This window comes from Flagellimonas chongwuensis (assembly GCF_013376415.1).
GTDB lineage: Bacteria > Bacteroidota > Bacteroidia > Flavobacteriales > Flavobacteriaceae > Flagellimonas > Flagellimonas chongwuensis.
Genome location: NZ_WYET01000003.1, coordinates 37,500 through 58,604 on the forward strand (window position 1 = coordinate 37,500; position 21,105 = coordinate 58,604).

At 43.6% G+C, this 21,105-nt stretch carries 12 protein-coding genes; 2 read left to right on the forward strand and 10 right to left on the reverse strand.

What is annotated here, in order from left to right:
• Nucleotides 1-47: 47 nt before the first annotated feature.
• The 6 genes from sov to GUA46_RS06005 all read right to left on the reverse strand — a co-directional run bounded on the left by sov (nucleotide 48) and on the right by GUA46_RS06005 (nucleotide 13,003).
• Nucleotides 48-7,151 (reverse strand): T9SS outer membrane translocon Sov/SprA, encoded by a 7,104-nt coding sequence (gene sov, locus GUA46_RS05980; protein ID WP_176619715.1) that lies wholly within the window; start codon nucleotides 7,149-7,151, stop codon nucleotides 48-50.
• Between the two features lie 5 nt (nucleotides 7,152-7,156).
• On the reverse strand, nucleotides 7,157-7,738 hold the full coding sequence (ruvA, locus tag GUA46_RS05985) for a Holliday junction branch migration protein RuvA (RefSeq protein WP_108246293.1): 582 nt from the start codon (nucleotides 7,736-7,738) through the stop codon (nucleotides 7,157-7,159).
• 20 nt (nucleotides 7,739-7,758) lie between these two features.
• Nucleotides 7,759-10,056 (reverse strand): NADP-dependent malic enzyme, encoded by a 2,298-nt coding sequence (locus GUA46_RS05990; RefSeq protein WP_176619716.1) that lies wholly within the window; start codon nucleotides 10,054-10,056, stop codon nucleotides 7,759-7,761.
• A 124-nt stretch (nucleotides 10,057-10,180) separates the two neighbouring features.
• Nucleotides 10,181-11,506, reverse strand: a complete 1,326-nt coding sequence (locus tag GUA46_RS05995) for an MFS transporter (RefSeq protein ID WP_218109520.1) — start codon at nucleotides 11,504-11,506, stop codon at nucleotides 10,181-10,183.
• A 75-nt stretch (nucleotides 11,507-11,581) separates the two neighbouring features.
• Complete coding sequence (gene queG / locus GUA46_RS06000) at nucleotides 11,582-12,478, reverse strand: tRNA epoxyqueuosine(34) reductase QueG (RefSeq protein WP_417942596.1); 897 nt, start codon at nucleotides 12,476-12,478, stop codon at nucleotides 11,582-11,584.
• 81 nt (nucleotides 12,479-12,559) lie between these two features.
• A complete protein-coding gene (locus GUA46_RS06005; protein ID WP_176619718.1) occupies nucleotides 12,560-13,003 on the reverse strand; it encodes a cupin domain-containing protein in 444 nt (147 codons plus the stop codon).
• A 73-nt stretch (nucleotides 13,004-13,076) separates the two neighbouring features.
• Here GUA46_RS06005 and GUA46_RS06010 point away from each other — a divergent pair, with 73 nt between their 5' ends.
• Nucleotides 13,077-13,673 (forward strand): TetR/AcrR family transcriptional regulator, encoded by a 597-nt coding sequence (locus tag GUA46_RS06010; RefSeq protein ID WP_176619719.1) that lies wholly within the window; start codon nucleotides 13,077-13,079, stop codon nucleotides 13,671-13,673.
• A 43-nt stretch (nucleotides 13,674-13,716) separates the two neighbouring features.
• Here the strand turns inward: GUA46_RS06010 and GUA46_RS06015 are convergent, their stop codons facing one another.
• Nucleotides 13,717-14,784: a c-type cytochrome gene (locus GUA46_RS06015; RefSeq protein WP_229418451.1), complete on the reverse strand. Its 1,068-nt coding sequence runs from the start codon at nucleotides 14,782-14,784 to the stop codon at nucleotides 13,717-13,719.
• Between the two features lie 140 nt (nucleotides 14,785-14,924).
• The gene (gene ruvB / locus GUA46_RS06020) at nucleotides 14,925-15,947 is read right to left on the reverse strand and encodes a Holliday junction branch migration DNA helicase RuvB (protein ID WP_176619720.1); all 1,023 of its coding nucleotides are present in this window, start codon (nucleotides 15,945-15,947) and stop codon (nucleotides 14,925-14,927) included.
• 129 nt (nucleotides 15,948-16,076) lie between these two features.
• Here ruvB and GUA46_RS06025 point away from each other — a divergent pair, with 129 nt between their 5' ends.
• Nucleotides 16,077-18,329, forward strand: coding sequence for an acyl-CoA dehydrogenase family protein (locus GUA46_RS06025; protein ID WP_176619721.1), 2,253 nt, complete (start codon nucleotides 16,077-16,079; stop codon nucleotides 18,327-18,329).
• A 3-nt stretch (nucleotides 18,330-18,332) separates the two neighbouring features.
• Here the strand turns inward: GUA46_RS06025 and GUA46_RS06030 are convergent, their stop codons facing one another.
• Nucleotides 18,333-19,157 (reverse strand): GIN domain-containing protein, encoded by an 825-nt coding sequence (locus tag GUA46_RS06030; RefSeq protein ID WP_176619722.1) that lies wholly within the window; start codon nucleotides 19,155-19,157, stop codon nucleotides 18,333-18,335.
• A 120-nt stretch (nucleotides 19,158-19,277) separates the two neighbouring features.
• Nucleotides 19,278-21,101 (reverse strand): cytochrome c oxidase subunit I, encoded by a 1,824-nt coding sequence (locus GUA46_RS06035; RefSeq protein WP_176619723.1) that lies wholly within the window; start codon nucleotides 21,099-21,101, stop codon nucleotides 19,278-19,280.
• Nucleotides 21,102-21,105 lie beyond the last annotated feature (4 nt).

Below are 21,105 nucleotides of genomic sequence, written 5' to 3' on the forward strand. Positions count from 1 at the left end.
AAGAAACTTTGCCACAAAATGACGTATAAATAAATATAGGGTGTTTTCTAGTTTCCGAAGTTATATCGCAACGTAAAGCCGGTATTGATGGTAGTCTGTGGAAATGCAGTGGATACCGCAAACTCAGAAAAGGAATGATCATAGAAGAACAAGGCGTTCAAACTTTTGCTTAGGGCATAATCCGCAGTAAATTTTATGGACATTAATCGCTGACCGGAAGTAATTTGATTGTTATTGATATCCAAGTTACGGATGATGGTGATGTTATCACGAAGTGATAGGTCGGCCTTCAGGTTCAAATCTCCCTTCAACCGTGTTTTCTCTCCGCCGATATTGGTCACAAATTTTACATCCTTAAAGCGATAGCCCAAACCAAGCGTGTATTCATTTCCGTTGATTTCGGTCAACAAATTATTATCAAAACTCATAGACAGGGTTCTGCTCGTCCGCATCTCGGCCAAAAAGCTGAAAGAATTTTGCATCTCAAAATCCACTCGCATCAACGGATTGAACTCATCCGTAAGCACCACATTATTGATCAATGTTTTGGGGAGCCAATCACCGGTCTCTGAGTCGACAGAAGTGTTTTGGCGCTCCAAATTGGTCTGGAACGAGTTCACACTGTAGGCAGCGCGATATCCATGGCTCAAGGAGAATCGCTTGAATTTCTTTTTGAACCATCTGTTTTTCATCAAACCGGTGTACTTAATGTTCCAGTTTGGAATCGGGATTTCCCGGAATGCATCCAAATTAACACTTTCAGCATCCTGACCTGTATATGCGGCAAAGAAGGCCGGAAGCAATACTTCCTGCTGCGTTTTACCATATCGCTCTGGAAAACCGTCCTCATCCAATTGCCCAGGATTCTCCCCTCTATCGGCAACCAATCTATTTGCAACGGTAATACGGTTTTGTTTGAACTGCTCAAAGGTTTCGGAATCAAATTCATCACTTTTACTGAACACGGTTCCGATCATTACGGTGGAGATGCTAAAGTTCCCCATTTCGTTGATCAATCCCGGTTGTCCGTTTGCCCATTCCTCAGGACTATAGGTCTCTTGTGACGAACTCATAAAGTTTCTATCGGCACTAAGGTCGATTGTCAAATCTTGTGTTGGCTGGGCCGTGGCAGTAACATTCAATTGCCTATTGGTGTTCTGCATAAATTGGTTGCTGTACTCTGGATAATCCGTCAACCATCCTCTACGTGCCGCTTCGAACCTTACATCGGACTGACTTCCAAAGACAAATCCCAATGTTGGTCGAGAAGTTCCGATAAATCCGATGGATTGGGTATAACCTGGCAAAACCGTTCCCCGATTTTCGCTGTAATTGACATTGACCCGTTTTACCATAGTAACAATATCCACCAAGGTATTGAAACCTTTACTGGTTTTTCGGGGACCTTCTGCTTCTTCACCATTAGCGGGGTTACCGGCTTTGTCCCTCCTTATAGCGGCTTGGTTCGCTGTTACTTTTCCGTCACGTTTCTTCAGACCCAAAAAGTCATAAAAACGTTGCATGCTCATATTGGCCGTCAAATTATGGGTGCTGGCATTTTGAACGGTGTTGATGTTTTCCTCGGCAACTTCTATAAGCGCATCGCCTCCGCGCTGCCAATCAAAGTTACTGGTATAGGTGTACTGGGCATTTATAAAATTAAGGAACGGAATCTTGCTGAACGGCAGCTCATAGTTCAACTGCATTTGCTGTGCATGTCGGTTGGGCTCACCAATATCGAAGAATCCATCCCAAAGGTCCAATGCCTGATTGATTCCCGAATCCCTGTCATCATCAACATTGAAATAGTTACGGACAATATTGTTGTTGGAAGCGGTCAGGTTCAACCGTAATGATTTTGACAAACTATAGTTGAGGGCATATTGCCAATTGAATAAGTAATTACGTTGTTGAAGCAATGGCAACTGCAGCGCATCTACTCCTGGCTCCAACACATCACGATACCTTTGTTGATTAAAGGAGCGGTTATAGTTGGCATTCACCGACAGGCTTGTAGGCAGGGCATTAAAGTTTAAATCCTTGAGCCATTGCCAATATTTACCTGTGAGCATGGAATCTTTTTTGGCGAACGGCGCCACTGGAGCTGGCTTAAAATTATGATTGTAAACGAATCCCGTTGAAACGTTTTGGTCCCTAAGCTCTGCCACCTCAAAATCCCTATGGTCGGTTTCGTTATAGGAATAATTAAAGGTAAAATTTTCCACATCGAAGAAATTTTCCTCGGCTTCCTCTCCCCTATTTTTTCTGACCCCGATCAAATTGATACTGGTTCGTTTGGTATAATCCTCCGCTTGCTCCTGAATGGTTTCAGCTTCTTCTTGTGTTGAAGCTGCAGCAATCCTGTCGTCCAATCTTAAATCATCATAAACAGGGTCGAACTCAGGTGTAATCAATGTTTCAGAAATACCATAATTGAATGGTAGTTGCAGATTCCATTTCTTGGGAAACAATTGCCCCACATTTACATTGGTGACCACATCATAGGAAATAGCATCTTCCAAAGCACGCTCGGTCGGGGTCTGATCTATAGACCCAAAACCAGATGTACTTCTGCTTCCTGTTGCGGTTACATTGGCAAAATCGGCCATGTTGGCGTCCAAGGCAGCAGTTGCGGCCCAGCCTCCATTATTTTCCAATCCCGCCAAACGAAGCTCGTTGAACCAAACTTCTCCCCTTGCAGGTATATCATCGATATTCTTGATACCGACCATCATACCACGGATACTACCCAAGGATGGGTTACCCCTGATACCAATACGGACCCTTCCCAAAGTTCTTGGAGCGAACTCATCTACCAAAACAGCCTCGCCATCCACTATTTCATAGTAATTGATTTCGTCCAGGGTCTGATCTGATATTCCTTTTGATTTCACCTTGTTCAAATCCCTCAATGCTACATCAATTTCGTTGACATCTGGCCAAATCTCTTCCGCAGTTGATGCTCCGAAGGAGGTAAATTGAAGCGGCAATTCTATCTGATAAAAGTTTTCGGAGAAATCCGTGCCGATTCTCAAGAAACCGACCAAGGGTGTGTCACTGTCCGAATAATCGGCATTGAATATTTTTTCGGCGTGCATAAACATTTTTAAACGTTCGTACTGACGCACATCCACATTCACATTTTTAAACACCCCACGGGAATCTTGGGACTCCAAATTTTCCACCACAAAGGACAATGACTGCTCATTCTGACGGATAATTGTATTGTTGTTGTTCAACTGTTCCCTGAAAACTCCTGGAGGCAATACATATGGTATGGGTTGCCTTCCATAATTTTCCTCTATGTTCACCGTATTCACATCGGTCACGGTAGCATCATCCGTAGGATCATTGTCCACAGTGGGCTGTAGCGAATTGGTATAGGTCCTCCAATCGCCGCGTACCAAATCCAAAGTAGCAAAACGAAGCACCACATCATCCGAAAACCCGGTAAGGTACATCCTCATAAAGCTAATGGACCTAAAATCCGAAATTCCACCGACGGCATCGGTAAAATCGCTCAATGGGATTTTATATTGAATCCATCTACGGTTCAACTGCGTTCCATTGGGCAGCGTAGGTGTTTGTCCTTCACGGATATCCGTTACGTATTGATCATCGATAGTTGTATTTGGCTTTATTTGAATACGGTATTCGTAATAGCTGTTCACAGTATTCATGGTCAAATCCCTATCGATATCCTCCACATCGGGCAAAGTGGTGGAGCCCCTATTAGTGTTTGTAACGGTGACCGGGGAGTTTCCCTGTGTATTGTTGAAATCCAAATAGCGTTCTAAGATACCTCCCTCGCGATTTAAGTAATATTGGTAGTTGTCCAAAGCAGGGTCTTCTGCCGGACCATTATAGATTGTAGCTTCTTCCGCATCGCCGTAACCATCCAAACCAAGGTCTTGTGCCGACCTATTGGCTTCATCAGCATCAAATGCGTAAACCAAAGACTGCGTGGAAGGTACTTGACCCCAAATGGTCTCTCTCGGAATTTCATTATTGGTGCTGGCAGGCAATCCGTTTTCGTATTGCTTTCTACCATCCTTTAAAATATCTTCGGAAATATTTCCCAGGTTGAGCACCAGTTCCCCCGCATTGCCATCAACGGTTTCGCCATCGACATAAGGGTCCAACACCCAAAATTGGACAAACTCCACATTGGATTGTTCAAAATTGGTACTGCTCAACGGTCTCATGATTCCACCCCATTTGGCATCCGGGGTTTCGGTCTCAAAACTTGGATTGGCGTTGTACGGTCCTTTTGCGTTGGGATAGTAAACTATGTCCAAAGTGCTTTGCACTTGGGTCTGCCCTTGTGCAATATCGGTTTCGGTAAATACCTCATCAATAAAAACCCTACGGGTAGAGTTCAGGGAAATATCGTTGTCCGATAATCCAGATGGTCTTTGGTTGGTATAAAAAATAGGATCGATGGTGTACCAAGCCATTTTTGCCCGCTCGTACCCAACATCTATTCCCGTTCTATCATTCAAAAACTCTACTGGCGGGCTCGCCAATGTCCACCCCAGGGATGAGCGAATATCAATCAAGGCCTGTGCACCTTCAAAATCATCCAGATAGGTAGTTGTCTCCCCTTGAAAGTCGGCATTCTTTGGTGAATTGGGCCTTAAAAATGCTACCTCTCCCCTTACAGAAAGATTTGAAGGCACATCCGTATCAATATTTGGCAATTTATTGGCCAATCTCGTCAGAAAAGGAATTTCAGTACTAAAGTTTCCGTTCAGTCCAAAAATAGTATTGTTCACGGGCTCGATTCCGTAGTTTGATTTTTGGGTCAAGGGACGCTCGTTCAAGTTGAGAAAGGTTCCCCCTAAAAGAAACTTTTCGTTGAATTTATGTTCCACGTTCACCCCTGCAAAACGTCTGGTCTGCTGACCAAACACCGCATTGTTCTCAACCGAAATATTGATAGGCGTATTGGATGCCTCCAAACTTGGGTCGAGAAGCTGCACCGTACCAGCTTGATAATTTACAGTATAATCAATCCCTTCTTGCAACTGGCGACCTCCTGCAGTTACGGTAACCGAGCCTTGAGGCACATTGAAAGCTCCAATTGGAATACCGTTATTGGATTGCGAAGTATATTTTCCTTTTATTTGAAATCTGTTTTTTTCGGCATCCTGTAACGAAGCTGCCTTGGTCTTGGCGTACATGTTTCGGAACACGTAGCGCTGTTGGTTGGGATTGTAGCCCTGATCGTTGTCCACATCGTAGACCCCACCTCCCAACAATTCAAAAAGATACTCTCCGAATGGTTCGACCTTCGTGAAAATAATCCGTCCTGATTGCGAATCGACCGTAATTCCTTCAACATAATCAAAAAAGCCATCTCCGCCCGGTTGCACATCATTATAAGTGTTCAAACGGTCCAGATTAAATACATTTAATAGCACTTGGTCCTGTAGACCAGTGGGCCAACCAGCGTTCGGGTCGACCGGAGTAATATAATTTCTAGGCGTTGGGTCCGAGTAGAGGATATTGAGCCTAAAATCTTCTTGGCTCAATTGATAAGCTCCTGTAGAGTAGATGTTCTTCATCATCAAATCCCAAATAGGGTCTTGCACATTGGTGATGTTACTTTTCAATAGTTTCAAGACCAATGAATTGTTCTCAATCAAGTTGGAATTTGGTGGAACCGTGGTCGCATCCACACCTCCGTTGGCAAATTCCCCAACTTGATAGACCTGCCCATTAAAGGTATACTGGAAAGCAACCCCGAGCACCTCATCATTGCTCAAACTCTGGCTCAAAGAAATATAACCCAATTGGGAATCGAATTCATAATCGCGGCCAGCCTCCAGTTTTCTCGCATTTTCCAAGATTGCATAATCAAAACCTTGGTTTACGGTATATCCTGGGATATTAAATCCTGCTTCCACCGTGGCGATGTCCCGGATGGACTGGGTAAGCGCTCCGCTACCTATTTGATTTGGATCATAGTCATTAGCACCATTCTGTGGAAGTCCTGTGGCCACTGCCTGGGGATTAAAAAATCCTGCGGGGTCCCCATTGTTCACTCCTATACGGGTATTATCCGAAATGGCCTCTCCCAAATCCTGGATGGCCACCACATTTCGCACATTCTGAGTCTGTTGGTTTCGGTTGGTCACCCATACCTCCAAACGCGTAATCTGCACTTGGGTCTGTATAAAGGGGTAAAACTGCAAGGCACGGTCGTAATTGTCACGGAAATAATGTGCCAGGAAAAAGTGCCTGTCCTCATCATAATCCAAAGCCGTAAGTGAAAATTCATTTACTGTTCCACCACCTTGGGCAACTACGGTATTGTTTTGCGAACGCTGTTCAGAGAAAACAGCCGTTACCGTGGTTTTTCCAAATTGAAGCTGTGTTTTTACACCAAACAAACTCTGCGCACCGGTAATCAAAGAACTGTTGAGCGGCATACTTACGTTACCTACTTCAATTTTATGAAGAATATCGTCCTCGGTGGGGGTGTAATCCAACTTGACCAAATTCTGGAAATCGAACGTGGCCTCTGTATCGTAGTTTGCTGTCACCTGAAGACGTTCCCCTACTTTTCCCAACAAACTCAAACTGATACGCTGGTCAAAATCAAAAGAAAGGTTGGTTCGGTTTCTAGGGGACAATGCAGGGTTATCGTTCTTCTGCCACAAAACGCCCAAATCCATGGCTACCGACCCTTGTGGAATCACCTCAATGGTGTTTCCCCCAAAAATGGTCTCAAAAAAGTTACTGTTTACATAAAAATTGGGCAAAAGGTTTCGTCTAGCCTCTTCGCTACCGGCCTTTTTTCCGGCGTAGGCATCTCCTTTTTGCTTAAAATAGAGTTTCATCTGCTCCCTCTCCACCAAATCATAGTACTGCTCGGGCGTAAGGATTATTGGGTAATTAACATTGAAATCGCCAATGCTCTCGGTATATACGTAAGTGTTTGTTTTGGGGTCATAGGTATATTTTGCAACAATGCTGTCGGGATTTTGCATAATAAGGCGACCAAGCTCAACTCCTGTTTGCACGGAATCCTGAGCCTGCTCGTTAGTTTCCTGCGCCAATAGGTTGGATATGGACAACAAACAAACAATAAAGAAGGTGTACTTAAAACGTATTGGTTTAAGTATTGGTTTTGCCCCTTTTTTCAAACTAGTTACAAATTTTTCAGCGCCTGTTTTATAATGTTCTCTACGCTTAACGAAGTGTCTTGGGAAAGTACCTTGTCGACCACCTTTTCAGATTGCTTTCTGGTAAAACCAAGAACCTCTAATGCAGATAACGCTTCTTCTTTATTTGTATTGTTTGATTGTTGTGAAACTTCACCTATGTCGTAGACTTTTAAAATCTTGTCCTTAAGGTCCAAGATTACACGTTGGGCCGTTTTTGCACCAATCCCTTTCACAGACTGGATTGTGGGTACATCGCCATTGGCAATCGCATCCCTCACATCGGCCGGCGACAGAGAGGATAACATAGTCCTTGCCGTGCTGGCCCCGACCCCAGAAACGGATATCAATAAACGGAAGACTTCACGCTCTGCACGCTCCGCAAAACCGAACAGGGTATGGGAGTCTTCCTTTACCAATAAATCCGTGTAGATAAATATATTTTCCTCATCGGTTAGCAAGGAAAAGGTATGCAGTGAAATATTCAAAAAATAGCCCACCCCAGCGCATTCCACAATGGCATAGGTTGGATTTTTTTCGACTAGTTTTCCTCTTAAATGAGTAATCATACTATCCGTTTTATTGGAGGCTATTCTCCTTGCATTCTAGCTTTTCGTCTTTTCTCCCTTTCTTGGGCATCGATAACGGCCACTGCGGCCATATTTACCATTTCATCCACGCTTGCCCCCAATTGTAAGATGTGGGCGGCCTTGGTCAACCCGACCATTATTGGTCCAATCGAATCGGCTTTGTTCAGACCTTTCAAAAGCTTATAGGTGATGTTGGCCGATTCCAAGTTAGGAAATACAAATGTGTTCACCTTTTGACCTGATATTTTGGAGAACGGGAAATTTTTATCGCTCATTTCCGGGTCTAGTGCAAAATCAGTTTGAATTTCACCATCGACCACCAATTCAGGGTTTCTCTCATGTAGGATTCTAACGGCTTCACGCACCTTTTTGGCGTGGGGATGGTTTGACGAGCCAAAGTTCGCATAGGAAAGCAATGCCATGATTGGATTAAAACCAAAGGTTTTGGCCACGTTTGCCGTCATTTGGGCAATCTCGGCAAGCTCTTCTGCATTTGGATTTATATTAATAGAGGTATCCGCTAAAAATAGTGGACCTCTATCCGTAATCATAATGTTCACTGTACTGGCATTCTGCACGTTCTTCGCCCTTCCCAGCACTTCAAAAACAGGACGTAAAACTTTAGGGTACGCCCTTGAATAACCGGAAATCATACCGTCAGCGTCGCCTTCCCTCAACATCATGGCTCCAAAATAGTTACGCTTGCCCATGTTGACACGCGCACTGTATTTGGTCTCACCCTTTCTTTTTCTGAGTTCCCAAAGCTTTAGCGCATATCTGGAACGCATTTCACTGAACTCATCGGAACGAGGATCAATAATCGGCACCTCGGCATCAAACTCAAGCTCCTTTTTAAGATGTTCAATAATTTCCTTGTTCCCGAGCAAAATAGGTGTTGCGATTCCTTCCTCATAAACAATCTGAGCGGCCTTCATTACATCCAATAATTCCGCCTCCGCAAAAACAATGCGTTTTGGATTCACCTTGGCCCTATTGTGCAATAACCTCACTACTTTATTGTCGTTGCCCGACCTTTGGTACAGTTCTTCTTCGTATCTGTCCCAATCTTGAATCGGAAACTTGGCGACCCCACTGTCCATGGCGGCTTTTGCCACTGCCGGTGGAATCTTGGTTATCAATCGTGGGTCGAATGGTTTTGGAATAATGTAATTCCTGCCAAAAGTCAACCTTGTTGCATCATAGGCTATATTGACCTGCTCCGGCACAGGCTCCCTTGTCAAATCCGCCAAGGCCCTTACCGCGGCCATCTTCATTTCTTCATTGATCTTGGTGGCACGAACGTCCAAAGCTCCTCTAAATATGAAAGGGAATCCAAGTACATTGTTCACTTGGTTAGGATGATCGGAACGTCCCGTGGCCATAATAATATCCCTTCTGGTTTCACAGGCCAGGTCATACTCGATTTCGGGATTAGGATTGGCCATGGCAAATACAATTGGATTTTCCGCCATGGAGTTCAACATCTCCGGTGATACAATGTCCGCAATGGAAAGTCCAATAAATACATCGGAACCTACCATGGCATCTTCGAGTGTATCTATTTTTCTATCGGTGGCAAACTCTGCCTTTTCAGCGCTTAAATTCTCTCTATCGCTTCTAATTACTCCTTTACTATCGAGCATTACGATATTTTCCGCCTTTGCCCCAAATGCCTTGTACAATTTGGTACAGGAAACTGCCGCTGCGCCCGCGCCACTTACAACAATCCTGACTTCTTCGATTTTTTTATCTGCTATCTCCAACGCATTCAACAAAGCAGCAGCGGAGATGATAGCAGTACCGTGCTGGTCGTCATGCATTACCGGAATATCCAGTTCCTCCTTTAATCTTCTTTCTATCTCAAAAGCTTCGGGAGCTTTGATGTCCTCTAAATTGATACCTCCAAAAGTTGGAGCGATGGTCTTCACCGTTTCGATAAAGCGATCAACATCTTTGGTATCCAATTCGATGTCGATTCCATCTATATCAGCAAAAATCTTAAAAAGCAAACTCTTTCCTTCCATTACCGGCTTGGAAGCTTCTGGTCCAATATCCCCCAGACCCAATACAGCCGTTCCATTGGAAATTATGGCAACGATGTTCCCTTTGGCAGTGTACTTGTAAACATCATCCTTGTTCTTTTCAATTTCCAAACAAGGTTCGGCCACCCCTGGTGAGTAGGCCAATGCCAAGTCCCTTTGGGTGGAATATGGTTTTGTTGGTACAATCTTGATTTTTCCCGGCTGTGGTTTTGCGTGATACAGTAACGCCTCCCTTCTTTGCTTTTCCTTGCTCATATTGTAAAAAATGAAGTGGTAAAGTTAGGGCATTCGTTGCTTTTATCTTAAAATCTTGATAATCAATTTCAAGTTGACCGAAAAATTAAAAAGGTAATTTTATAACCTACTGCCTCAGTTTGGTTTAGGAATCCAAGGGATACTCCTTTTTAGCCCTTTTAACATTGAGTCGCATGGCCAAAATGCTTGCTATAACAAAAAACAAGCCTGCAAAAAGCATCGCATTGACTGAATTGCCCCCCAAAAGGTTTTTAAAAATAGGGCCAAAAGAAAGTGTTTCAATGCCCATTGGAATTACGATCATCATATTTAGTATACCCATGTACACCCCTCTTCGTTCCTGAGGCACTACTTTGGAAACCATACTGTACGGGATTCCCATCATGGCCGCCCAACCAATTCCGAACAGCACCATTGGGAACAGAACATAAACCGGATCTTGAATATATGGTATGGCAAACAGCGCAATGGCCGTGCCCAATAAACTCAAAGCATACACTTTTTTACCTCCAAAACGCACGGTCAACGGTACCAACACCAATGCAACCACTGCTGTGACAACATTGTAGGTTGTGCTCATTTTGGCAGCTTGCGCAGCAGCCTCTGAAGTATCGTACCCCAATGAGACCCTGAACAATGGCGTTATGAACTGCCAATACACAAAAAGGGCATACCATTGAAATAGGTATACGGCCGAAAGCTTCCACATAAATTTGGGCATATCCTTGACCGCTTTGGCAATTTCCACAAATGGAACCTTGACGCGTTCCATAAAGGGTAGCGCTTTATGTTTATTGATTTCTGAAAGCTCTTCATCCGTGGGAGGAATCTCGGGAGTTTTTAAAACAGACCATAAGATGGTGGCTATCGATAAGAACGATCCTATAAAAAAAGAATAGTACAACCATTTGGGCACCGTCCCTTCTATTTCTTGTCCCCCACCAAACCAATCCTGGAACAAAAAGATGGAAGCATTGGCCAAAAGAATACCCGCACCCACAAAAAGGCTCTGCATTTGATAGCCCATACTGAATTGTGACTCCGGCAATTTATCCCCAACAAACGCCCGATATGGCTCCATGGCCATGTTGTTTCCCACGTCCAAAATCCACAACAATCCCACAGCGAACCATAAGGCGGGACTTAAGGGAAAGGCAAACAAACAGATACTGCCCATTATGGCACCTATCAAGAAGAAAGGTTTACGCCTGCCCCAACGTGGAGACCATGTTTTATCGGATACGGCACCAATGATGGGTTGAACGATCAAGCCCGTTACCGGCCCCGCAATATTTAGAATAGGGAGCATTTCTTCCGAAGCGCCCAAAAAAAGAAATATTGGGTTAATGGCGCTCTGCTGCAACCCAAAACTGTATTGGATTCCAAGGAACCCAACATTCATATTAAAAATTTGCCAAAAGCTTAATTTTGGTTTTTTAATCGTAATCATCCTGTTTGTTTAGCTAGTCTTTACCATATCCCAACAAAAGACATGGATATTTTAAGAATATAGCTCAATATAATGCTATTTCTTCAAAAAATTGATGTTCCGCTCAAGACCGGATAATTTTGTTCTCTTTACCGCTGACTTTTTGAAGATTTTTTTGAAGACATCCTCTGTTATCTCTTCCCAATCTTTTTTGGTGAAGGACAACAAGTCCGGATTAGGATTAAAAAGGGGTTCGCTATGCGGTTTTGAGAATCGGTTCCATGGACAAACATCTTGGCACACATCACAACCGAACATCCATTCGTCCAATTTACCATCGAATTCGGAAGGAATCTCGTTCTTCAATTCAATGGTGAGATAGGAAATACATTTACTGCCATCGACCACGTAGGGCTGCACAATGGCCTCCGTAGGACAGGCATCAATACAAGCAGTGCAGGTTCCACAATGGTCGGTGACCGGTGTATCGTATTCCAGTTCCAAATCTACGATCAGTTCAGCAATAAAATAAAATGAGCCTACTTGTTGGGTCAGCAAGTTACTGTTCTTTCCTATCCAACCCAAACCGCTTTTGGTGGCCCATGCCTTATCCAGAACCGGAGCAGAATCCACAAATGCACGTCCATGGACATCCCCTATTTCTTCTTGAATAAACTGAAGCAGGCTTTTGAGCTTGTCCTTTATCACAAAGTGATAATCCATCCCATAGGCATATTTGGAAATTTTATAGGAATCGGGGTTTTGCTCTTCGGAAGGAAAGTAATTCAACAAGAGTGATATGACCGACTTGGAGCCTTCAACCAATTTTGTAGGATCCAAACGCTTATCAAAATGGTTCTCCATGTACTGCATTTCGCCATGCATGTTCTGGTTGAGCCATTTCTCCAAACGGGGCGCTTCTTCTTCCAAAAACCCCGCCTTTGATATGCCACACGACAAAAAACCGAGGCGCTTGGCTTCGGTCTTGATCATAAAAGTATGTTTGGTTGTCGAATTCAATATTGGCGACTACTTATGTTTTGAAGCACCAATATACAAAAGACATGTTCAATTTTATTGCGGAGGGGGAGGAATGGCCATATCAAAATCCGATGCCGTGGCCAATACCTTTTGAATGATTTCTGGTTCAACAGATTTCATGACGGCATTGTCTTCGGTTTCGGGAACACCAAAAGTCTCAAAAAACTTAGAGAATCCTTTGGGACTGTGAATATTGACCCAGGTACAAGGTGAATCCGTTTTATTACTGAACGTATGCAGAGTTCCCGGTGGCACATCCACAGACTCTCCCTGTTTACAAATGAATGTTTTCCCGTTCACAAAAAACTCAAGCTCACCCTCGATTACCATAAAAGCTTCCTTGTATTCGCTGTGCACATGTGGCGGGGGTCCTTGTGCACCAGCTGGAGTTTCACAAACTACTAAATCATAATCACCCGTGGTCGGATGCAACGTCACTTTTTGGCCTAAGACCCATTTTGAAGTATTGTTTTTCATTTTTATGAGATTTTTGTCTCACAAACATATATATTAATTTTCACAGTTCAAAATTTTATGAGATATTTGTCTCATGAAAGAGAAACATATTACGTCTGGGCGAAAAAAACAGAAACAAAATACTAGGGATAAAATCCTTGAGGCATCACGACAATTATTGGAGAAGAAAGTGACGTTAACCATGGAAAACGTAGCGGAAAAAGCCGGTATTTCCAGGGCAACGGTCTATAGGTACTACACCAATATCGATTCCTTATCGATGGATTTGATCCTTCAACTCGATGTACCCAATCCTGAAACCATTTTTAGCAACAACGAGGGAGCATCACATAAAGATGCGATTCTAGGTATCCAAAAAGTCTATCTGGATTTCAGTCTTCGAAACGAACAAACTTCCAGACAGTTCTTGGCAGCAGTGTTGGCATCATCGAACCCAAATATGCGCAGGGGAAAAAACCGCATCAATACCTTGAAGGAGCACTTCAAATCCAATAAGGTAGATTTGAGTGAAGAGGATAAAGAAAAGTTGGTTCACCTGTCCGTACTTTTGATGGGCATAGAATCTATCATTACCGCAAAAGATGTCTGTGGACTGGACAATCGAACCGCTACGGATACCTTATCATGGGGGTTACAAATGATTTTGAAAGGGTGCGGTGTAGATAAGTGATCGGTCGTTCAACAATTCAACCCCGGATCATCAAAACCAAGAACTACTTGGTTTTGACCATATCAAATTCATCTTTATAATATTTCATTATGGGTTGGAACGGTCCCAATTGATGTTGCTCTTCACTAAAGTTATCAGAATATGGGCCGTAAGGGGTAGAAACAGGTTTCTTGACCAAATCAGGGAAATCAACTTCTCGATTGGGCTTTGTCGGCCTCAGTTTTTGATTGATATACCCCGCCACATCATATGCTTCCTCATCGGTAAGTACAGGGTTATCGAATGTGGTTCCGTACGGCATGTTCCCTTTTATAAACTGTGCGGCGGTAATCACACGTGTCATGCCGGCGCCATTATTGTAAGAATCGTTTCCCCACAATGGCGGGTAGAGATAAGTGCCATCTGCTTGGGACTCTCCTTGCCCATCCGCGCCATGACATTCAACACAATTTTTGACAAAAACCTGTTCTCCATGCTGTAAATCCACGGCCCTATCAGGGATTTCAATGGTCAAAAAACCTTGTCCTTCTATTTTTCCGTTTGATGGGGCAGCCCTTCCCAACCATTCCATGTAGGCGAGCAAAGATTTCATTTTTTCACTGTCCTCTGGCATAACCTTACCGTTCATGCTGCGCTCCATGCAACCATTGATTCGCTCCTCGATGGTCCCCATTTTATCCTCTCGACCACGATACTGTGGAAATCGCTTGACCACACCTATCAGCGGAGCAGCATAAGGCTTTGTCCCTCCATTTAAATGACAACTGGCACAAGCCAAATTGTTCCCCGCGTACATCTGTGTTGAATCCCCTTGTTTGGAACCCAAATGCTGTGGGGTGTTCCTAAAAACTTCAAAACCTTCCTTTATTTTTTGATTTTTAGCAGAATTGGAGAGATTGTACACATTGTAATCCAAGTAATAGACACCATCTGGAAATGCTGCATATTCTTTGGAACCGAAGTCGCCGAATGCGACCAAAACCACTGTAAAGGCCAACCCCAGCATCAAAATGACACAAACACCCAGTTGTACGCACAGCTTTTTAATCTGCCGAGCAATGGCTATGTTTTTATCCGAACTCAGCTCTTCTGGATGTATTGGTTCTTCCATGATTCTTCTTTAATCATGCAAAGCAATTACGAAATGATAAGATAGGGGCACTTTCCTTGATTCCCATAAAATGAATTTCCAATCCAAGAAGACAATCAAACAAGCAAGTAAATTACAAAAAGATTTAAAACTGGAAAACATCAAAACAACCCGCCCTGCGTACCGCCCTTTACCTTGCCCAAATGTTTATATGCAAGTTCGGTGACCTCACGCCCCCTTGGTGTTCGCATTATAAAGCCTTGCTGAATCAAAAACGGCTCGTAAACTTCTTCCAAAGTTTCGGCACTTTCGGACACTGCCGTTGCCAAGGTGGTGATTCCAACCGGCCCTCCCTTGAACTTATCTATGATAGTGGTCAAGATTTTGTTGTCCATTTCATCCAGTCCATGGGCATCCACGTTTAGGGCCTTAAGACCAAATTGGGAGATTTCGAGGTCAATTTTCCCGTTACCCTTTATTTGGGCAAAATCCCGGACCCTTCGCAAAAGTGCATTGCAAATTCTAGGTGTTCCCCTGCTCCGACCGGCAATCTCTATCGCCGCATCATTGGTTATCGGCACGTTTAAAATTTCCGCACTTCGTTCCACTATAGTGGACAACAATTCTGTATTGTAATATTGCAAACGGCTCTGGATCCCAAACCTTGCACGCATGGGAGCTGTCAACAGACCTGACCGTGTAGTGGCTCCTATCAAGGTAAACGGACTCAAATTAATCTGCACGGTACGGGCGTTGGGCCCTGTCTCGATCATGATATCAATTTTATAATCCTCCATGGCAGAATACAGATATTCTTCCACGATGGGGCTCAATCTATGGATCTCATCAATGAAAAGAACATCCCTTTCATCCAAATTGGTCAACAAGCCTGCCAAATCACCAGGTTTGTCGAGTACGGGCCCAGAGGTAACCTTTATTCCCACACCAAGCTCATTGGCAAGAATGTGCGCCAAAGTTGTTTTACCAAGACCCGGAGGCCCATGAAAAAGAGTATGGTCCAAGGCCTCGCCCCGAAGATTGGCGGCCTGCACAAAAACCTTTAGGTTTTCCAATACTTGGGCCTGCCCAGTAAAGTCATCAAAACTTATGGGCCGTAAAGCCCTTTCTATATCAAACTCTTCCGGGGAAAGATTTTCGCCTGTTGGATCTAAATTTTCATTCATGGTTGAACAAATATAGTTGAAAACGGAATCCACCTAATGTCCTAAGCACTAAAATACCGTTTTGAACTCACTTCTTAAAAATCTAAACCTTACCTTAGATAAGTTTAAAATTCGTCAATTTACCCCTTTATGGTTACCACAGATTATTCCACTGGAATTCTACAATACATCCCTTTTTTCTATGTCATTTGGTCCGATGACCTTCTCTCCGCTTCCGAAATATCCGTTGTTCAAAAGGTAATAGCGCTGGATGAAACACTGACGAGTGAAGAGAAAAAACAATTAGGCAATTGGTTGCACAAAAACCGTCCTCCGCATGATGATGAAATCAAAAACTGGAAGCAGACCATTGCCACTTCCAAAGTAAAACTGATTGAGAGCGACACCTACCCTCTAACCTCACTCAGCCAAAGATTGGTGAAAAACGAGGAGTTGAACGAGCAATTAAAGCATATCGAAATTCATTTGGGCATACAGCCCAACCATTACAACCACTTGTTCGATGTCGAGGTAGTCCATGAAAAAACTTCGGACGAATATGATGCCGATGTTCTGGACACTATTTTAAAGGGAGAACATGCCAAGGAAGTAGATGAGTTCCGGAAGTTTTTGGATAAACCTGATTTTTCTTGGGAAATTTTACGCGATAAAGATGAATTCCGGAATAGGGTATTGAAACAGGTCCAACTTTTAGGCGGGGCCGGGTACGGTGCAATGGCCTATCCTGATGCATATGGCGGAACTGACAACATGCCTGCCTATGCCGCTATTTTTGAGCATCTGATGTTCGTGGACGGTAGTTTGGCGGTGAAGTTTGGGGTTCAGTTTGGCCTTTTTGGTGGAAGCATACAGAAGTTGGGCACAAAAAAGCATCATGATGCGTATTTGAAAGACGCTGGCGAAACCAAATTGTTGGGATGCTTTGCCATGACCGAAACCGGGCACGGCTCCAATGTACGTGGTATAAAGACCACGGCTACTTACGAAAAAGCATCGGATTCCATCATTATCCATACTCCAGGCAAAAACGACAACAAGGAATACATCGGGAATGCACTGCACTCCAAAATGGCATCCGTTTTTGCCCAATTGATCGTCGATGGCAAAAATGAAGGGGTACATGCGATTTTGGTTCCTCTCCGTAATGAAAACCATGAAACCTTGGAAGGCATTACCGTCGAGGACAATGGCTATAAATTGGGACTGAACGGAGTGGACAATGGAAAAATCTGGTTCAACAATGTAAAGGTCCCCAGACAAAACTTGCTTAACAAATACGGGGAGATCAAGGATAATGGCTCATACTTTTCCTCTATTAAAAATCCGAACAAGCGATTTTTTACCATGTTGGGCACCTTGGTCGGCGGTCGTATTTGTGTGGCCCGGGGTGCTCTGGGGGGCAGCAAAATGGCCTTGTCCATTGCGGTAAAATATGCCCTTAACCGTAGACAGTTCAATGATAATGTAAAGGTGCAGGAAGACTTGATTATGGACTATCCCACCCATCAGCTCAGGCTTACCCCAAAAATTGCCGGAGCCTATGTATATCATTTCACCTTGGAGGATATGATGAAGCGCTACAGTGACGACTCCCAACCTGATAAGCGAAAGATCGAGACACAAGTAGCAGGGCTGAAATCTATTATCACCTGGTTTGCCAACGACACGATTCAAGAATGCCGTGAAGCCTGCGGAGGAAAAGGATATCTATTGGAGAACCGAATTGCCGACCTTAAGGGAGATGTGGATATTTTTACCACTTTTGAAGGAGATAACACGGTGTTGCTACAGTTAGCAGCAAAAGGCGTCCTATCCGATTTTCAGGCTGAATTCAATAGTGCTGGCTTTGCATCAGTTTTAAAACTTCTCCAATCGCAGCTTTCGGATAAGCTTACAGCGATAAACCCCATGTATTCCAACAAGGTTGATGCTGAGCATCTGTACAATCCAAAGTTCCATAAGCATGCTTTTGATTATCGCACTCGCAGGTTGACTTACACCCTAGCTATGCGGATTCGGAACTACATTAAAAAGGGAATTCCTTCGTACCAAGCTTTCCTTAAGGTTCAGACCCATTTACTGGCATTGGGAAAAGCATACAGCGCAGATTTGGCATATACTATTTTTTGCGACCATTGCGAGCAGATAACAGACCTTAAATACAGGGCCTTGATGGAAAAAGTGGGATGCCTTTACGCTTTGGACCAAATCAATTCGGATGCAAGATGGTTTTTGGAACAAGGATATGTTGGAAGCACCAAATCCAAGGCTATCCGTCAGCGAGTAGAGCGATTATCTACGGAACTAAGGCCGCATATAGAAGTATTGGTAGATGGTTTCGGTATCCCTGAGCATTGCATGAGTGCTCCTATCACCAAGTAATCGTCAATCCTCTTTTTTGATGAGCTGGGAGGTTCCCAAAAATTCCTCTATGGTAATCTTTGGTGTGCCGTAGAGATAAATACCTGCGTTTCCGAACGATTTTATGGATATGTCGCCAAATGAATATACTCTTGCACTAGCGGTCCCAGTGATTTCCAGTTGCACTGAATTGATTTGCATGGCCTCCCCTTTATAGTTGGCATCTTCCATTAGATTGGCATGGAATCTATCCGAAGTACCCTCCATGGCCAAGGATGAATTTCCTTCCAAATCCACAACGCCGGAATTTATCTGCGCGTACACATAGGCCTGCGCCCTTTTATTCAGGTTTACGTTCAATGAGTCTACCTCTAGATGAAAATCGCCCCTACTGGTGTCTTCTAAATTTATGTCCATTACATCTGCATTCGCCTTAATATCCAATTTGGTATTGTTAAAACCATCCACGAACAGCTCCTCGGATTGGATAACGTCTTGGGAGACCATGGTCCCGTTCTTGACTGTAATTGCATTGAGTTGGGTATAATTCACTGTGATTTCCAACTCTTTTTTTGCTGTGATGTTATAGTAAGAACTAATAACCAAAGTGCCATCATTGACCTCGAATTTTAGAATGTCCACCAAGTTATCATCAGCTATAAGGTGGTAGCCCGGCCCCAAAGATTTCTTTAGGCTAATCTCAAGGTCATCATTTAAGATTACAGCATTAAACGGTGGCAGCTCCTCGGTCACCTGCGTTACAATGCGGCTACCTTTTATCTTGGGCTTACGCTGGGCAGTGGTCACTATAGGAAACAGCACTAAAAGTAGGATAACAATCTTATTCATCTTGGTTGTTTTTGTGAAAGGGGAAATGCCTTTTAAAGATATACAATTCACATCAAAATATGTTTCCATAAAAAAAGCCCATCCAAATTGGACGGGCCTTTTCACTAATATAACTATTTTTTAATGGTTGAGTTCTTCCTCGTTCTCTTGAAGTGGAACGTTTTGCGGAACAAAATCCTGCCCTGCAATGATGTACTCACCATTCTCGTATGTTTTACTGTAATCGTATGCCCAACGGTACACATGTGGAATCTCACCAGGCCAGTTTCCGTGGATATGCTCCCTTGGAGTTGTCCATTCCAATGTATTTGAGCCCCATGGGTTAACGGGTCCTTTTTTACCGTAGAATATGCTTGAGATAAAGTTGTAAACGAATATCAACTGTGCCAAACCTGCGATTATCGCAAATACGGTCATCAACACTTGAACGTTCGTCAACTCATCGAACATCGGGAACGCTGTGTTCTCGTAGTAACGACGTGGCACACCGGCCATTCCCACAAAGTGCATCGGGAAGAATACCCCGTAGGCACAGACTGCGGTAATCCAGAAGTGAACGTAACCCAAGTTTTTGTTCATCATACGGCCATGGAACATTTTTGGGAACCAGTGATAAATACCTGCGAACATTCCGTACAGTGCAGATATACCCATTACCAAGTGGAAGTGAGCTACCACAAAGTACGTATCGTGTACGTTAATATCCAACGTACTATCTCCCAAAATAATACCGGTTAGACCTCCTGTGATAAATGTTGACACCAAACCAATGGAGAACAACATGGCAGGGTTCAACTGCAGGTTACCTTTCCACAATGTGGTGATATAGTTAAATGCCTTTACCGCTGATGGTATGGCAATCAATAGTGTTGTAAATGTAAATACAGACCCCAAGAATGGGTTCATACCAGATACGAACATGTGGTGACCCCATACAATTGTGGACAAGAAGGCAATTGCCAAGATGGAGGCAACCATTGCTCTATACCCAAAAATCGGTTTTCTGGCATTTGTAGACATTACTTCGGAAGTAATACCCAATGCCGGTATCAATACGATATATACTTCAGGGTGGCCCAAGAACCAGAACAAGTGCTCATACAATACCGGAGACCCTCCTTGGTAGTGCAACACTTCCCCTTGTATAAAAATATCCGAAAGGAAGAACGATGTACCGAAGCTCCTATCCATGATCAGTAACAAAGCTGCCGATAACAATACGGGGAAAGAGATAACACCAATGATTGCCGTTACAAAGAATGCCCAGATGGTCAAAGGCAAACGTGTCATGGACATTCCCTTAGTTCTAAGGTTGATGACGGTTACAATGTAATTCAATGATCCCAACAAAGAGGAGGCGATAAATATGGCCATGGATACTAACCAAAGCGTCATACCCATACCGGAACCGGGCTGGGCCATTGGCAATGCGCTCAATGGTGGATAAATGGTCCAACCTGCTGCTGCGGGCCCTGCTTCCACGAACAATGAAATAATCATGATAACAGACGAAATGAAGAACATCCAGTAAGAAATCATGTTCATAAATCCGGAAGCCATATCCCTGGCACCAATCTGCAATGGAATCAAAAGGTTACTGAAGGTACCACTTAACCCCTGTGTCAATACGAAGAATACCATCAACGTACCGTGGATCGTAACCAATGCCAAATATATGTCGGCATCCATTACACCATCTGGTGCCCATTTGCCCAAAACGGCCTCGAATATCCCAAAAGATTCGCCAGGCCATGCCAACTGCATCCTAAACAACAATGACATAGCAATACCGATGAATCCCATGATTAGACCCGTAATGAGATATTGCTTGGATATCATCTTATGGTCCTGACTGAAAATGTATTTTGTTATGAAGGTTTCCTTATGGTGATGTCCATGATCATCGTGGTGATCATCGTGACTTACATGGGCTACTTCAGACATATTC

Coding starts and splice junctions, on each gene's coding strand:
- ruvA (WP_108246293.1), bottom strand. CDS start 7,738: ATGATTACTCATTTAAGAGGAAAACTAGTCGAAAAAAATCCAACCTAT.
- GUA46_RS05990 (WP_176619716.1), bottom strand. CDS start 10,056: ATGAGCAAGGAAAAGCAAAGAAGGGAGGCGTTACTGTATCACGCAAAA.
- GUA46_RS05995 (WP_218109520.1), bottom strand. CDS start 11,506: ATGATTACGATTAAAAAACCAAAATTAAGCTTTTGGCAAATTTTTAAT.
- queG (WP_417942596.1), bottom strand. CDS start 12,478: ATGATCAAGACCGAAGCCAAGCGCCTCGGTTTTTTGTCGTGTGGCATA.
- GUA46_RS06005 (WP_176619718.1), bottom strand. CDS start 13,003: ATGAAAAACAATACTTCAAAATGGGTCTTAGGCCAAAAAGTGACGTTG.
- GUA46_RS06010 (WP_176619719.1), top strand. CDS start 13,077: ATGAAAGAGAAACATATTACGTCTGGGCGAAAAAAACAGAAACAAAAT.
- GUA46_RS06015 (WP_229418451.1), bottom strand. CDS start 14,784: ATGGAAGAACCAATACATCCAGAAGAGCTGAGTTCGGATAAAAACATA.
- ruvB (WP_176619720.1), bottom strand. CDS start 15,947: ATGAATGAAAATTTAGATCCAACAGGCGAAAATCTTTCCCCGGAAGAG.
- GUA46_RS06025 (WP_176619721.1), top strand. CDS start 16,077: ATGGTTACCACAGATTATTCCACTGGAATTCTACAATACATCCCTTTT.
- GUA46_RS06030 (WP_176619722.1), bottom strand. CDS start 19,157: ATGAATAAGATTGTTATCCTACTTTTAGTGCTGTTTCCTATAGTGACC.
- GUA46_RS06035 (WP_176619723.1), bottom strand. CDS start 21,101: ATGTCTGAAGTAGCCCATGTAAGTCACGATGATCACCACGATGATCAT.